This window comes from Streptomyces sp. NPDC050997, from assembly GCF_040660135.1.
GTDB lineage: Bacteria > Actinomycetota > Actinomycetes > Streptomycetales > Streptomycetaceae > Streptomyces.
This window is the reverse complement of the sequence record NZ_JBFAGK010000016.1, coordinates 25,968-39,428: the sequence shown is the minus strand read 5'-3', so window position 1 is coordinate 39,428 and position 13,461 is coordinate 25,968. Positions and strand designations below refer to the sequence as shown.

The window sequence follows — 13,461 nt, the reverse complement described above, 5'->3', positions numbered from 1 at the left end:
ACACACCCGGAAGCGCGGGAGATCGTGTTCGACTTTCTTGAAGGTTACGACGTCCTCGGGGCGTTCTGGATGACGGTGAAACTCACCGCCCTCTCCGCCCTCGGCTCCCTGGTCTGGGGCACCCTGCTCGCCGCGATGCGGGTCAGCCCGGTCCCGCTCATGCGCGGGTTCGGCACCGCCTACGTGAACATCGTCCGGAACATCCCCCTCACGGTCATCATCGTCTTCACCTCGCTCGGTCTCGCCGACATCTTCGGCATGACGATGGGCGCGTCCGACGACTTCGAGGCCCAGGGCTTCCGGCTGGCCGTTCTCGGTCTGGTCGGCTACACCGCCGCGTTCGTCTGCGAGGCGATCCGCTCCGGTATGAACACCGTGCCCGTCGGGCAGGCCGAGGCGGCACGCGCGATCGGCCTGAGCTTCAGCCAGGTCCTGCGCCTGATCGTGCTGCCGCAGGCCTTCCGCTCGGTCATCGGACCGCTGGCCAACGTGCTGATCGCGCTGACCAAGAACACCACCGTGGCGGCCACGATCGGTGTCGCGGAGGCTGCCCTCCTGATGAAGGAGATGATCGAGAACGAGGCACAGACGCTGGCCATCGGCGCGGTGTTCGCCCTCGGGTTCGTGGTGCTGACCCTTCCCACCGGCCTCATCCTCGGCTGGCTGAGCAAGCGACTGGCGGTGAAGCGATGAGCTCCGTTCTCTACGACACTCCGGGCCCCCGCGCCAAGCGGCGCAACGTGCTCTTCTCGGTGGTCTTCTTCGTCCTGCTCGCCCTGCTCCTGTGGTGGGTCTGGCAGACGATGGACGAAAAGAACCAGCTGACGTGGGCCCTGTGGAAGCCGTTCACCCAGTCCCAGGCCTGGACGACGTATCTGCTGCCGGGCCTCGCCGACACGTTGAAGGCCGCGGCGCTGGCCATGGTGATCGCCCTCCCGCTGGGCGCGTTCTTCGGCATCGCGCGCCTCTCCGACCACCGATGGGTGCGGGGCACGGCCGGCACGGTGGTCGAGTTCTTCCGGTCGATCCCCGTCCTGTTGCTGATGCTGTTCGCCAACGAGCTCTATGTCCGCTCCTCTGGCATCAGCAGCGACGAACGGCCCCTCTACGCGGTCGTCACCGGCCTGGTGCTCTACAACGCGTCGGTCCTCGCCGAGATCGTCCGGGCGGGCATCCTCTCCCTGCCCAAGGGGCAGTCGGAGGCCGCCATGGCCGTCGGTCTGCGCAAGGGGCAGACGATGACCAGTGTCCTGCTGCCGCAGGCCGTCACCGCCATGCTGCCGGCCATCGTCAGCCAGCTCGTCGTCATCGTGAAGGACACCGCGCTGGGCGGCGTGATGCTGGGATTCACCGAGCTGCTCAACGCACGCCAGACGCTGGCGGCCGTCTACGCCAACGTCATCCCCAGCTTCATCGTGGTGGCCATCATCTACATCGTGCTCAACTTCCTCCTCACCAGCTTCGCGAGCTGGCTGGAACGCCGTCTGCGGCGCAGCAAGAAGGGCACCGGCGTGGTCCTCGGCGAGGACAACGTGGAGGTGAACCCGGCGGCGGTGCAGGGAGGCTTCGGAGCGGGCGCCGGTGGCTCCATTTGACGGACATGTGATGGGCCGTCACATGACATGACCTGAACTGCACGGAGGCAGTGGCGAGATCGCCACTGCCTCCGACGTTCTGTTTCGACTGCCGCGGCACGCACGCGCCCGGGGCGGCGCCCGCATGGACGCCGCACGGCGTCGGGCGGCACGCCGGGGCAACCGTCGTCGTCACTTGACGCAAGCTTCGGCAATGGGTTGCATACGTTCTGTGATCGTGCACCCTGCTCCAACCTCCTGTTCACCCACATCCCCAGGGACGCCGCTGCGGGCAGGGGGCGTCGCGCCGTGGACCCGGTGATCATCGTCGGAGCGGGGCCCGTGGGGCTCACGCTCGCCCTTGCGCTGGCGCGTCAGGAAGTGCCGTCCGTCGTTCTCGACGAGGGCCGGGGCAAGGACGAACAGCGCCTCGCGCGCACCGTCGTACTGCGCGAGGACAGCGCCGCCCTGGTGGAGCGGCTGACCGGCGTACGGCTCGCCGAGCACGGCGTCCACTGGGCCGGATGGCGGTCGATGCGGCGCAAGCAGGTGATGCGCGAGGTCACTTTCGGCGAGACGGCCACCGATGCCGACCCCTTCCTCGACGCCGGCCCCGCCCCCCTGCACATCGCCCAGCACGTGCTGACCGGCGCCCTGCGCGCCGCCCTTGCCCGCGAACGACTCGTCAAGATCGCCGTGGACAGCCGCCTCGACGGCGTGGAACAGGAGCCCTCGGGCGTCACCGCCCACACCCGCGGCCCCAAGGGCACCTGGTGGCGCGGCAGTTACCTGATCGGCTGCGACGGCCCCCGTTCGACGGTCCGCAAGCTCCAGGACATCCGCTTCCCGGGCCGTACGGCGGTGGAACGGCACGCCGTCGCCGCCCTGCGCGCGGAACTCCCCCGGCCCGACCAGGCGTTGCTCCACCGGATGCCCCCGTGGCGCACCACCGGCCCCTCCACCGGCGAGATCACCGGTCGCCCCCTGCCCGAGGGGGTGTGGCGCCTGGACTGGCTGCTGCCGCCGGGCAAGGACCTCGTCACGCCCGAACTGCTGGTGGCTCGCATCCGGGAAACCCTGGCGGGCTGGACCGACGGTCCGACACCGCCCTACGAACTCCTCGACACCGGCGTCCACACGGTCCACCACCGAGTGGCCCGGCGGTGGCGCGTGGGCCGGGTCTTCCTCGCCGGGGACGCGGCACACCTGCTCGGCGCGCTCGGCACGCAGGGGCTCGACGAGGGGCTCCGGGACGCCGACAACCTCGCCTGGAAGCTGGCGCTGGCCTGGCACCACGGGCCGCACGAGGCGCTGCTCGACAGCTACCAGGCGGAACGGCGCGCGGTCATCGCCGCCCGGTTGCGCGCCGCCGATCAGGCGTTGCCGCTGTTGCGTGGCGGCGGGGCCCTACGCGCCTACGTCCCCGGTTCCGCACGCGGCCACGACGCACTGCTCGCGGACGGCCACTTGGGGCGCGCAGCGTTGGGTGCGCCGGGGGCGTACACCGACTCACCGCTCGCCCCTCGACACCTCGAAGCAGAGGCCCCTCTCGACACGGCGCCCGGTGCGCCCGTCACCGATGTGCGGGTGACGGCTGAGGACGGCTCCTTCGTACAGCTGAGGGACCGCCTCGGACGCGGCGCACTGCTCGTCGTCCTGATCGCGCCGGGTACCGGAGTGTGGGAGCGCAAGCACTGGGTCACCGCAGGGATCATGCCCCGGCTGGCGGCCGCGGTGACCGCGCTGCCGCACACCGCGGAACTGCTGGTCGCGGAGGAGTACCCGGGCGCGGCCCCCCACACCGTCCTTCTCGTACGACCGGACGGTCACCTCGTCGCGGCGCTCACCGGGGTCCGGCCGGCCGACCTGTACGCGGCGGCCGAGGCTGCTCTCGGCGGGCCCGCCAAGGCGGAGGCCGGGGCGGGGGCGGGGGCCGGGGCGCGCTGAGGTACGCGAGGGATGCGAACGGACGCTTCGCGCCTGTGGTCGGCGGTCGGGCACGTCGTTCGGGCGTGTACGTGTTCGCCATCACTGTGCGTCCACATAGTGACAATGAGTTGACCGGTCGGCACGTGCATGGTGTACTCCGGATCATGACCGACACCTGTGTGCGCCTGTGGCGGAGGGTCCATATGGACCTCATCCGCTATGCGGGCTGCGTGTGTCGCCCGTCCTGCTGAATTCGCATCCCTCTTCCCGCGCGCTCCGCCTCCGTGCTGTAGCGCGCTCCCACGCGAACGCTCCTCAGGACGGTGCCCGTGTCCTCATCCCCTTCTGTTGCCGCTCTTTCCGCCCCGACGCAGGCGGAACTCTTCGACTTCGTACGGCGTACGGCCGCCGACGCCGAGTTGGTCGACTCGCTGCCCCTCGACCCGGAGGGCCGCACCTGGGTGCGGCTGGAGGGACCTGGCGGCAGCGAGGCCTGGCTGATCGGCTGGCCGCCCGGCAGCGGCACGGGCTGGCACGACCACGCCGACTCGGTCGGCGCCTTCGTGATCGCCGCCGGTGAACTCAAGGAGAACTCCCTCGCCGCCCGGCTGCCCACCGACGGCTGGAAGACCCTGGAACTCGCCGAGGACGTGGACCGCGAACGCCGACTGCCGGCCGGAAAGGGCCGCGCCTTCGGCAACCATCACGTCCACGAGGTCCTCAACGAATCCCCCGAACAGCACGCGATCTCCGTCCACGCCTACTACCCGCCCCTGCCACTGATCCGCCGCTACAGCCGCAGCGGTCCGGTCCTGCGGCTGGAGCAGGTGGAGCGCCCGGAGGACTGGCAGTGAGCCGGGCGGACACAGCGGTGAGCGTTACGGACATACCGCAGACGGGCGGCACGGGTGAACGGCCGCTCGGTGTCGACGAGTTGAAGGACCGGCGGGCGGGTGACCCGGGTGAGCAGCCCGTCGGCATCGACGATTTGCTGGAGCGGGTACGCGAGGGCTATGAGCGCATCGAGGCGCGGGAGGCGTACGACGCCGTCCTGGCCGGGGACGCGCTGCTGGTGGACATCCGGTACGCGGCTCTACGGGAGAGGGACGGGCTGATCCCCGGAGCCCTCGTCGTCGAACGCAACGAACTGGAGTGGCGCCTCGACCCGCGAGGCAGCCACCGCGCCCCCGAGGCCACGAGCCACGACCTGCGTGTCGTGGTCATCTGCAACGAGGGCTACGCCTCAAGCCTGGCGGCCGCGTCCCTGCACCAGTTGGGCCTGCGCCGGGCCACCGATCTGGTCGGGGGGTTCCAGGCGTGGAAGGCGGCGGGGCTTCCGACGACGTTGTAGGAGGGGCGTCGGGGTGCCGGGATGGCCGGGGTCGAGGCTGTCTCGGGCGCGTCGTTGTAGGTGCGTGAGTGCGTCAGTGTTCGTGCGTCACTTGGCGAAGTGACGTATGTGAACTCCGCTGGTGGCGGATCCCGGGCTGGCGTCCGCCGACCGTGTGCGACATCACGGAGGACCTGCTTACGTGGCTGCGCCGGGCGACGTCCGAGCGGGTCGACCGGCGCTGGCATCCGGCGACCGGCGACCGGCGACTGCACACACTGACCGCGGGCCGGTCCGGATCCGTCAGCGCCGAGGTCGGCGCGGTCGGAGGCGTGGCGGTGGTCTCGTTGCCCGCGGGGAGTTGGCGCCCGCCTGGCCGACGGGCCCGGGTCGCTGTCATCAGGGTGATCGCCCTCATGAGCCGGGGCGACGGCAACGCCCCCGTCGCGGAATCAACGCAATCACCACGGGTGCGCTCCCTCGGTCACAAGGCCTGGCCCGCACTGACCACGACAGCCACGCGTCATCAGATGCCGAGGAGGACCGGGCCAACCGGCTGTCGGCGGCGACACCCCTCAGAACCCTTCGTCCCCGAGGAACTCCGTCTCCTCGCCCTCCTCTTCAAGTGCCCGCCGGACCACCCGTAGGGCCATGCCCTCGGGGTAGCCCTTGCGGGCCAGCATGCCCGCCAGGCGGCGCAGACGCTTGTCCCGGTCGAGGCCACGGGTGGAGCGCAGCTTGCGGGCCACGAGCTCGCGGGCGGTCTCCTCCTCCTGCTCGGAGTCGAGCTGTGCCATGGCCGCGTCGATCAGCGTGGAGTCGACGCCCTTGGTCCGCAGTTCCTGGGCGAGCGCGCGCCGGGCGAGCCCTCGGCCGTGGTGCCGGGACTCCACCCAGGCGTCCGCGAACGCGCTGTCGTTGATCAGGCCGACCTCCTCGAACCGTGACAGCACCTCCTCGGCGGCGTCGTCCGGGATCTCCCGCTTGCGCAGGGCGTCCGCGAGTTGCTTCCTCGTACGCGGGGTCCCGGTGAGCAGGCGCAGGCAGATCGCCCGTGCCCGCTCGACCGGGTCCGCTGAGGGTTCCTCCTTCTCGGCCCTCGACGAGAAGGAGGAACCCCCGTCCTCACCGGACGACTCCGCGCGGCCGCGCCGACGGCGCCCGCGTGAGCCGCCCGCGCCACGTGCCCCGCCCCTGGGGCGCGAGCTGAGCCCGGGCGAATCTTCACCCAATGCCGAGTCGCTGTCCGGCCCGTCCTCCAGCGTGTTGGGCCACCGTCCACCGCGCGGCTCGCCGCCCGCCTCTCCGTCGTACGACCCGTTCGTGCCGTACGACGCCGCGCGGGCGTGGTCCCCGTCCATACCGTGGGCGTCCATACCGTGGGCAGGGTCGCCGCCGCTCTGTCCGGTGGAGCCCCGGACGCCTCTTCCACCGCGCTCCCGCGGGGCGTCCGGGTATGAGTACTCGGCCCAGTCGGTTCGCCGTGTCACGGATCAGCTCTTGGCTGCCGCGGCCTTGGTCTTGGCCACCTTGGCCGCCGCCAGGGCGGGCACCGTCTTCGCGGCGTCGTCCGCGGGGGCGGAGACCGCGGCGTCCGCGCCCGGCTCGGCCGTCGGCTCCTCCGGCCGCACTCCGACGCCCAGCTTCTCCTTGATCCTCTTCTCGATCTCGTTGGCCAGGTCGGGGTTGTCCTTCAGGAAGTTGCGCGCGTTCTCCTTGCCCTGGCCGAGCTGGTCGCCCTCGTACGTGTACCATGCGCCGGCCTTGCGCACGAAGCCGTTCTCCACGCCCATGTCGATCAGGCCGCCCTCACGGCTGATGCCGTGGCCGTAAAGAATGTCGAACTCGGCCTGCTTGAAGGGGGGCGCGACCTTGTTCTTGACGACCTTGACGCGGGTGCGGTTGCCGACCGCGTCGGTGCCGTCCTTCAGCGTCTCGATGCGACGGATGTCAAGGCGCACCGAGGCGTAGAACTTCAGCGCCCGGCCACCGGTCGTGGTCTCCGGGGAGCCGAACATCACGCCGATCTTCTCGCGGAGCTGGTTGATGAAGATCGCGGTGGTCTTGGACTGGTTGAGCGCACTGGTGATCTTCCGCAGGGCCTGGCTCATCAGACGAGCCTGCAGACCCACGTGACTGTCGCCCATCTCTCCCTCGATCTCCGCACGCGGGACGAGCGCGGCGACGGAGTCGATGACGATGAGGTCGAGGGCGCCGGAGCGGACGAGCATGTCCACGATCTCCAGGGCCTGCTCGCCGTTGTCCGGCTGGGACAGGAGCAGGTTGTCGATGTCGACGCCGAGCTTCTGCGCGTACTCGGGGTCGAGGGCGTGCTCCGCGTCCACGAACGCGACCTGGCCGCCGGCCTTCTGGGCGTTCGCCACCGCGTGCAGGGTCAGGGTCGTCTTGCCGGAGGACTCCGGTCCGTAGACCTCGATGACGCGGCCGCGCGGCAGACCACCGACGCCAAGAGCCACGTCGAGCGCGGTCGACCCGGTCGGGATGACCTCGATGGGCTCCCTCGATCGATCGCCCATGCGCATGACCGCGCCCTTGCCGAATTGCCGTTCAATTTGTGCGAGTGCGGCATCCAGGGCCTTCTCGCGGTCGGTACCTGCCATGGGTTCCACCCGATTTGCTTGAGTCGATCGCTTCACGTCAAAGACGCTAACGCCTGCCACTGACAATGCGTCCCGACGCTCGTCCGACCTGTGGATAACTCGGGCCCATCTCCACCCAAACCATGGTGAAGTGCCCATCCGAGAGGTTCGCCGGAACCTCCATAAGAATGGATGTTCGATTTTCGTGTCAAGCGCACCACCCGGCACTCCCGAGACTCCACGGGTGCCTCCCGTCCCCGCTGCTTCCCACGGTGTACGACAGGTGTCTTCGACGGGACGACGACGGAGCGGAGCGATCTCGCCACCCTTTGGGCATGGAGAACACTTCGCCCGCGCCCATGTCACGGACAAGATCACCGGCACTTGATCCATGGGCGCCCGTCGTACGCCGGGCCGAACGCCTCTGCCACACCACCGCCCTCCTCCTGGCCCTCTCCGGTCTCCTCCATCTGGTGGTGTTCGCGGTCGACGGCGGCCCCTGGAGCGGGCCGGTCTCCTGGCGCAAGCCGGTGACGTTCGGGCTGTCCTTCGGGCTGACGCTGATCGCCGTCACCTGGGTCACGTCGTACGTACGCGTGGAGCCGCGGCTGCGCACGGCGCTGCTGCTCGTGTTCGCCGCGGACTGTGTCGTGGAGGTCGGCGGTATCACCCTCCAGGCGTGGCGGAGAGTTCCCTCACACCTCGACATGGAGACACCGTTCGACACGGTGGTGTCCATGACGCTGGCAGTGGGCGGCGGCGTCCTCGTGGTGCTGCTCACCGTGTTCGCGCTCGCGTCGTTCCGGCACCGGCCCGCGGGGCCCACGGGGATGGCCCTGGCTGTGCGATCCGGGTTCGCGATCCTGCTCGTCGCCCTGGCTTTGGGCGCCGCGATGATCGCGCGCGGGGTCGTGCTCACCCGCACCGGCCATCAGGAGGCCGCGTACCACTCGACGGCCCCGCTCAAGCCGCTGCACGGGGTCAGCCTGCACGCCGTCCTCGTTCTACCGGCACTGGCCTGGCTGCTGTCGCGCACGTCCTGGAGCGAGACGACAAGGCGGCGGATCGTCACCGCGGCCGTCGGCTGTTACGCCGTCGCAGTCGCCGGCGCCGGGATCTGGGCCGGCCTCATTTACTGACCAGCCTCACGTACTGACCAGCCTCACGTACTGCCCGGCCTCACGCACCGGTCCCACCGACCCCGACCTCAAGTGCCCCCCTCGGAAGAGCCGTCGCCCGAGTCCTGTACCCCTTGCCGCCGCCCCCACAGCGCACGCGCGCGCGTGAACAGCCCCGCTCCCGCTCCCCGTCTCCGATGCCCGTGCACCCGGGGGTCGTCCGTGACGTCGTACCGCTTCACATACGCCCCCAGGAACGCCTGGAGGGTGGCGACCGCCGGGATGGCGATCAGTGCGCCGACGGCGCCGAGCAGGGCCGTACCGACGATGACCGAGCCGAAGGCGACCGCGGGGTGGATGTCGACGGTCTTGGAGGTCAGCTTGGGCTGCAGCACGTAGTTCTCGAACTGCTGGTAGATCACGACGAAGATCAGCACCCACAGCGCGTACCAGGGATCGACCGTGAAGGCGATCAGCATGGGCAGGGCGCCCGCGAGGTAGGTGCCGATGGTGGGGATGAACTGCGAGACCAGACCCACCCAGACGGCGAGCACAGGCGCGTACGGCACGCTCAGAGCCTCGAGCAGGACGTAGTGCGCCACTCCGGAGATGAGCGCCATCAGGCCGCGCGAGTAGATGTAGCCGCCGGTCTTGATCACGGCTATCTCCCACGCACGCAGCACCTCGGCCTGTCGGGCGGGCGGCAGGACGGAGCAGATCGTGCGCCGCAGCCGGGGCCCGTCCGCGGCGAAGTAGAACGAGAAGAGCGCGATCGTGAGCAGTTGGAAGAGCCCGCCGAGCACCTGGGCGGACACGTCGAGAACGCCGGTGGCGCTGTTCTGGACGTAGTTGCGCAGCCAGTCGGACTTGAGCAGCCCTTCCTGGACATCCACCCGTCTCAGGTCGGTGTTGAAGTGCGTGTTGATCCAGTGGATGACCGAGTCGAGATAGTCCGGGAAATCCTCGACGATCTTGATGATCTGACCCGCGAGCATCGAGCCGAGCAGCGTGACGAAGCCGGCGGCCACGATGAGCACGCCGAGAAACACGAGGAAGGTGGCCAGGCCCCTGCGCACACCGCGCGAGGACATCCAGCTGACCGCGGGTTCGATGGCCAGGGCCAGGAAGAACGCGATGAGGATGTTGATCAGCAGACCGGTGAGCTGATGGAAGGCCCAACTGCCCAGCTGGAACACGGCGATGAGAGCGAGAGCGAGCACCATGGCGCGCGGCAGCCAGCGAGGCATGCGGGCGTTCGCCCCGGCACCGCCGGCGGCCGGGGGCCGGGTGGGCGGCGTCGTGCCGAACGGGGATGCCTGCTGGTTGTCCTGGTCGGTCTCGTCAGTGGGTGCCACGGTGCAAGTCTCGCCCACATGTCTGACAATCGGCTGCCGTCGTGCGATCTTCGTGATCGATCAGTGCTCTTCCCACGGAACGTTCACGACCGGTCAGCGACTTTCTCCCGGAACGTTCATGACAGTGCAGATCACACGCCACACGTCCTTGGCGTCCCAGCCTGAGTCCAGCGCCTCGTGCACCGTCCGCCCGCCGAGCTCCGCCATCACGTGATCGCGCGCGAAGGTGTCGGCGTAGCCCGGACCGAAGTGATCCACCATCCGCTGCCAGAAGACCGTCAACCTCATGCATCAAGTATCGCGCCCCTGAGGGTGGGCCTGAGCCGGGACCACTTGCCGAGACGGCTTTCCGCCCTACGGTCTGACGCATGGCCGAAACAGGAGCTTCCCCACTCCCCCCGACGCCCCCGGCGCGCTCCCCGCTCGCACGCGCCGAGCACTTCGTCTGGCTCACCGCGCGCGTGCTGGAACAGCGTCTCTTCGCCTACCACTTCCTGAACGGAAGCGCCGACCCGGTGGAGACGGCGCTGGACGCCTACCGCAACGCGGACGGCGGGTACGGCCATGCGCTGGAGCCCGATCTGCGCGGCCCGGTCAGCCAGCCGCTGCACACCGGCCACGCCCTGCGGGTCCTGGACGCCGTCGGACGCTGCGGCGGACAGCGTGTGGAGCGCGTGTGCCGGTATCTGACCTCGGTGACCACACCGGAGGGCGCCCTGCCGGCGATTCATCCCAGCCAGCGCGGCTATCCTGCGGCCCCGTTCATCCCCATCCCGGACGACCCGCCGAGCGAACTCCTCGCCACCGGCCCGGTGGTGGGCCTCCTGCACCGCAACGAGGTGTGGCACGCCTGGCTGTTCCGGGCCACGGACTTCTGCTGGCAGGCGGTGGAGTCCATGCAGCGGTCCCACCCGTACGAGATCCAGGCCGCCGTGCTCTTCCTGGACTCCGTTCCCGACCGCCCGCGCGCGGAGGCGGTCGCCGACCGTCTGGGCCGCCTGGTACGCGAGGACCGACTGGTGGCGCTGGACCCGGACCGACTCGACGCGTTCCCGGTCGCGCCGGGTTACGCCCCCGGCGAGCACCACTTCCCGTACGACTACGCGAAGACGCCGACCTCACTCGCGCGCGCGTGGTTCACGGACGACGAGATGGCCCGTTCCCTGGACTTCCTGGCCGGCGAACAGCAGGAGGACGGCGGCTGGCCGATCCGCTGGCGCCAGTGGGCTCCGGGCACCGCCCTGGAGGCCCGCCCCATGGTGACGATCGAGGCACTGCGCACCCTGCGCGCGTACGAGCGCTCCGTGAGCTGACCCCGCGCATACAGCCCCTCCGCAGGGCCCTGCGCCCCTGCCGAGGGGGACAGACACGCACAGGGCAGCCTCTGGAGGCGTCACCCAGGGCATACACGCCAACCCTGCGCATCACTCACCCGCCCAAGGCCCGCACTCCGGCGGTCACCACCACCGCGGCCGCGACGACCAGCAGGAAGGGAGCCCGTAGAACCAGCGCCACGGCGGCCGCGGCGAGTCCCGCGGCCCGGGCGTCGATCACCAGCCCCCGCCCGTCGGCGAAGGTCTGCTGGGCCGTGAGAGCGGCCAGCAGAGCCACGGGCAGCAGCGCGGCGAGACGCTTCACGAGAGGCCGCTCCAGGGCACCGGCGGGCACGAGCAGCCCGACGAGCTTGACGGCGTAACACCCGAGGGCGGTCACACCGATCGCGATCCAGACGCTCATCGGTCCCCTTCCCGGGCGCCGCGTCCTTGCGCCCACAGCACGACCGGCGCCGCCAGCGCTGCCGCCAGCACAGGCACCCCGGCGGGCAGCACCGGCAGCAGGCCGAGCCCCAGGAGAACAGCGAGCCCGGCGACGGCCCGCTCGACGCCGGTCTTCAGCATGGGCGCCAGCAGCGCCAGGAACACGGCGGGCCCCGCCGCGTCGAGCCCCCAGGCGTCGGTGTCCCCGATGGCCTCGGCCCCCAGGGCGCCGAGCAGTGTGGTGAGGTTCCACAGCACATACAGGCTGAGCCCCGTCACGGCGAACCCGATCCGCACGCTCCGCCGCGTGGGCTGCGCCAGAGCCACCGCCGTCGTCTCGTCGATGACCCACTGGGCGGCGAACGGCCGCACCGCGCGCGGGAGGGCCAGCAACTGCGACAGCCGCAGCCCGTAGAAGGCATTGCGTACCCCCAGGAAGAACGCCCCCGCGGCGGCCGTCAGCGGACTTCCACCCGCCGCGAGCGCCCCCACCAGCGCGAACTGCGAGGCTCCCGTGAACACCAGGAGGCTGAGCGCACACGTCTGCAGGAGCGTGAGTCCGCTCCCTGCCGAGGTCACCCCGAAGGCGAACCCGGAGAGCCCGACGGCCACCCCGACCCCGAGCGCGTCCCTGACGACGGCGGAGTCGGGCTTGCCTCCACCGTCACGCTTGTCCGCGAGAGCTGTCTGTTCTGTCACGCACCGGACGATAGGTACAGCCCGCCCCGAGCGTCTTGTACGTTCTTGCGCTCACGCCTGTACGCCCCCGGAGGCACACCCACGATCCGCGTGAAGTGCCGATTCAGATGCGGCTGATCCGTGAACCCCACCGCGACGGCGGCCTCCGCCGGCGCGGCCCCGGCGTCCAGCAACCGCCGCACCCGCCGTACCCGCGCGTCCGTGAGCCAGGCATGGGGCGGCATCCCGTACGCCTCCCGGAACGCCCGCAACAACGCGAACGGACTGGTCTCCAGGTCCCCGGCCAGCCTCTCCAGCGTCGGCGGCTCCACCATCCGCTCCTCCAGCACGGCACGCGCGCGTGCCGCGACCCGACCACCCGCCGTCCGCACCTCCCGCTGTGGAAGCGCCCCGCCGTTCAACCGAAGCAGCCGTGTCACGGCGACCCGCAACAGCGTGTCCGCGGCCAGCGCGTTCCCCTCCTCGGCGGCCCGCAGCACCTGATGCACCAGCTCCACGGCATACGGATCATCGAGCACCGGCCGGACGAACCCGGGCGTCCCCCGTATCACCGTGGTCTCGGCGGCGATCTCGGCCACCACATCCGGCGACGGGTACACAGCCCCGTATCGCCACCCTTCGGGCACCCCGGCCCGCCCCGTGTGTGCCGTATCCGGATTGACCAACGCCAGCGCCCCGGCCCCCACGTACTGATCAGCCCCACGATGGTGAAAGACCTCGACCCCGGCAGCGATGGCAGCGATGACGAACTGCTCATGGGTATGCCGCACGAAGGCCTTCCGGACATAACGCGCCCGCAACAGATCAACCCCGGGCAACTCGGCGTACCGCCAGTGCCGCGCCAACTCACCCGAACCCGCCATGCAACCATTCTCCGCCACGCACAGCCGCGCACAGCCGCACACGGCGGCAAGGGGCGGGACGGGGGTGTCCGCCCGCAGCGTCTGGCGCGTCAACACCGCCCAGTCACCAAAAAACCGATTCCGCGCCAGACCGAGGACGGACACCCCCGTCCCGTCCCCGACCCCCCACCGAACCCGCAGGCGCGACCGGTCACCCCCACCAAACCTGCAGGCGCGACGGTCACCCCCACCAAACC

At 70.3% G+C, this 13,461-nt stretch carries 15 protein-coding genes; 8 read left to right on the top strand and 7 right to left on the bottom strand.

What is annotated here, in order from left to right; translation table 11 throughout:
* The first annotated feature begins 24 nt into the window (after positions 1-24).
* The 6 genes from AB0H86_RS30340 to AB0H86_RS30315 all read left to right on the top strand — a co-directional run bounded on the left by AB0H86_RS30340 (position 25) and on the right by AB0H86_RS30315 (position 4,854).
* Positions 25-693, top strand: coding sequence for an amino acid ABC transporter permease (locus AB0H86_RS30340; protein WP_362445720.1), 669 nt, complete (start codon positions 25-27; stop codon positions 691-693).
* Positions 690-1,595: an amino acid ABC transporter permease gene (locus AB0H86_RS30335; RefSeq protein ID WP_362445717.1), complete on the top strand. Its 906-nt coding sequence runs from the start codon at positions 690-692 to the stop codon at positions 1,593-1,595. The genes AB0H86_RS30340 and AB0H86_RS30335 overlap by 4 nt, the downstream gene beginning before the upstream one ends.
* 288 nt (positions 1,596-1,883) lie before the next feature.
* Positions 1,884-3,521, top strand: coding sequence for an FAD-dependent monooxygenase (locus tag AB0H86_RS30330; RefSeq protein ID WP_362445714.1), 1,638 nt, complete (start codon positions 1,884-1,886; stop codon positions 3,519-3,521).
* A 146-nt stretch (positions 3,522-3,667) separates the two neighbouring features.
* Positions 3,668-3,754, top strand: coding sequence for a putative leader peptide (locus tag AB0H86_RS30325; protein ID WP_310875732.1), 87 nt, complete (start codon positions 3,668-3,670; stop codon positions 3,752-3,754).
* Between the two features lie 72 nt (positions 3,755-3,826).
* Complete coding sequence (locus AB0H86_RS30320; protein ID WP_362445711.1) at positions 3,827-4,357, top strand: cysteine dioxygenase; 531 nt, start codon at positions 3,827-3,829, stop codon at positions 4,355-4,357.
* Positions 4,358-4,437: 80 nt separating this feature from the next.
* Entirely contained in the window at positions 4,438-4,854 is a 417-nt protein-coding gene (locus AB0H86_RS30315; protein ID WP_362446124.1) for a rhodanese-like domain-containing protein, read from the top strand.
* 554 nt (positions 4,855-5,408) lie between these two features.
* On the opposite strand, the gene recX is transcribed toward AB0H86_RS30315, so the two are convergent.
* Entirely contained in the window at positions 5,409-6,323 is a 915-nt protein-coding gene (gene recX / locus AB0H86_RS30310) for a recombination regulator RecX (protein ID WP_362445708.1), read from the bottom strand.
* A 3-nt stretch (positions 6,324-6,326) separates the two neighbouring features.
* Complete coding sequence (gene recA, locus AB0H86_RS30305) at positions 6,327-7,454, bottom strand: recombinase RecA (RefSeq protein ID WP_362445705.1); 1,128 nt, start codon at positions 7,452-7,454, stop codon at positions 6,327-6,329.
* Between the two features lie 338 nt (positions 7,455-7,792).
* Between recA and AB0H86_RS30300 the strand changes: the two genes are divergently transcribed.
* Positions 7,793-8,572, top strand: coding sequence for a hypothetical protein (locus tag AB0H86_RS30300; RefSeq protein WP_362446121.1), 780 nt, complete (start codon positions 7,793-7,795; stop codon positions 8,570-8,572).
* Positions 8,573-8,640: 68 nt separating this feature from the next.
* On the opposite strand, the gene AB0H86_RS30295 is transcribed toward AB0H86_RS30300, so the two are convergent.
* Together AB0H86_RS30295 and AB0H86_RS30290 are read right to left on the bottom strand one after the other, a co-directional pair.
* Complete coding sequence (locus tag AB0H86_RS30295) at positions 8,641-9,906, bottom strand: AI-2E family transporter (RefSeq protein ID WP_362445702.1); 1,266 nt, start codon at positions 9,904-9,906, stop codon at positions 8,641-8,643.
* A 93-nt stretch (positions 9,907-9,999) separates the two neighbouring features.
* Positions 10,000-10,194 carry a DUF3046 domain-containing protein gene (locus tag AB0H86_RS30290; RefSeq protein WP_362445699.1) on the bottom strand — a complete coding sequence of 65 codons (195 nt, stop codon included), beginning with the start codon at positions 10,192-10,194 and terminating at the stop codon, positions 10,000-10,002.
* An 80-nt stretch (positions 10,195-10,274) separates the two neighbouring features.
* On the opposite strand from AB0H86_RS30290, the gene AB0H86_RS30285 reads away from it, so the two are divergent.
* Positions 10,275-11,219: a hypothetical protein gene (locus tag AB0H86_RS30285; RefSeq protein ID WP_362445696.1), complete on the top strand. Its 945-nt coding sequence runs from the start codon at positions 10,275-10,277 to the stop codon at positions 11,217-11,219.
* Positions 11,220-11,334: 115 nt separating this feature from the next.
* On the opposite strand, the gene AB0H86_RS30280 is transcribed toward AB0H86_RS30285, so the two are convergent.
* The 3 genes from AB0H86_RS30280 to AB0H86_RS30270 are packed head-to-tail and all read right to left on the bottom strand — an operon-like array spanning position 11,335 to position 13,369.
* Positions 11,335-11,643 carry an AzlD domain-containing protein gene (locus tag AB0H86_RS30280; protein ID WP_362445693.1) on the bottom strand — a complete coding sequence of 103 codons (309 nt, stop codon included), beginning with the start codon at positions 11,641-11,643 and terminating at the stop codon, positions 11,335-11,337.
* Positions 11,640-12,362 carry an AzlC family ABC transporter permease gene (locus tag AB0H86_RS30275; RefSeq protein ID WP_362445690.1) on the bottom strand — a complete coding sequence of 241 codons (723 nt, stop codon included), beginning with the start codon at positions 12,360-12,362 and terminating at the stop codon, positions 11,640-11,642. Before AB0H86_RS30275 ends, AB0H86_RS30280 begins: the two co-directional genes overlap by 4 nt.
* The gene (locus AB0H86_RS30270; protein WP_362445688.1) at positions 12,359-13,369 is read right to left on the bottom strand and encodes an AraC family transcriptional regulator; all 1,011 of its coding nucleotides are present in this window, start codon (positions 13,367-13,369) and stop codon (positions 12,359-12,361) included. Before AB0H86_RS30270 ends, AB0H86_RS30275 begins: the two co-directional genes overlap by 4 nt.
* Positions 13,370-13,461: the final 92 nt, after the last annotated feature.

Excerpts from the sequence above, each read along its gene's own strand:
- AB0H86_RS30290 (WP_362445699.1), bottom strand. The coding sequence starts at position 10,194 with ATGAGGTTGACGGTCTTCTGGCAGCGGATGGTGGATCACTTCGGTCCG.
- AB0H86_RS30280 (WP_362445693.1), bottom strand. The coding sequence starts at position 11,643 with ATGAGCGTCTGGATCGCGATCGGTGTGACCGCCCTCGGGTGTTACGCC.
- AB0H86_RS30335 (WP_362445717.1), top strand. The coding sequence starts at position 690 with ATGAGCTCCGTTCTCTACGACACTCCGGGCCCCCGCGCCAAGCGGCGC.
- AB0H86_RS30300 (WP_362446121.1), top strand. The coding sequence starts at position 7,793 with ATGTCACGGACAAGATCACCGGCACTTGATCCATGGGCGCCCGTCGTA.
- recA (WP_362445705.1), bottom strand. The coding sequence starts at position 7,454 with ATGGCAGGTACCGACCGCGAGAAGGCCCTGGATGCCGCACTCGCACAA.
- AB0H86_RS30285 (WP_362445696.1), top strand. The coding sequence starts at position 10,275 with ATGGCCGAAACAGGAGCTTCCCCACTCCCCCCGACGCCCCCGGCGCGC.
- AB0H86_RS30325 (WP_310875732.1), top strand. The coding sequence starts at position 3,668 with ATGACCGACACCTGTGTGCGCCTGTGGCGGAGGGTCCATATGGACCTC.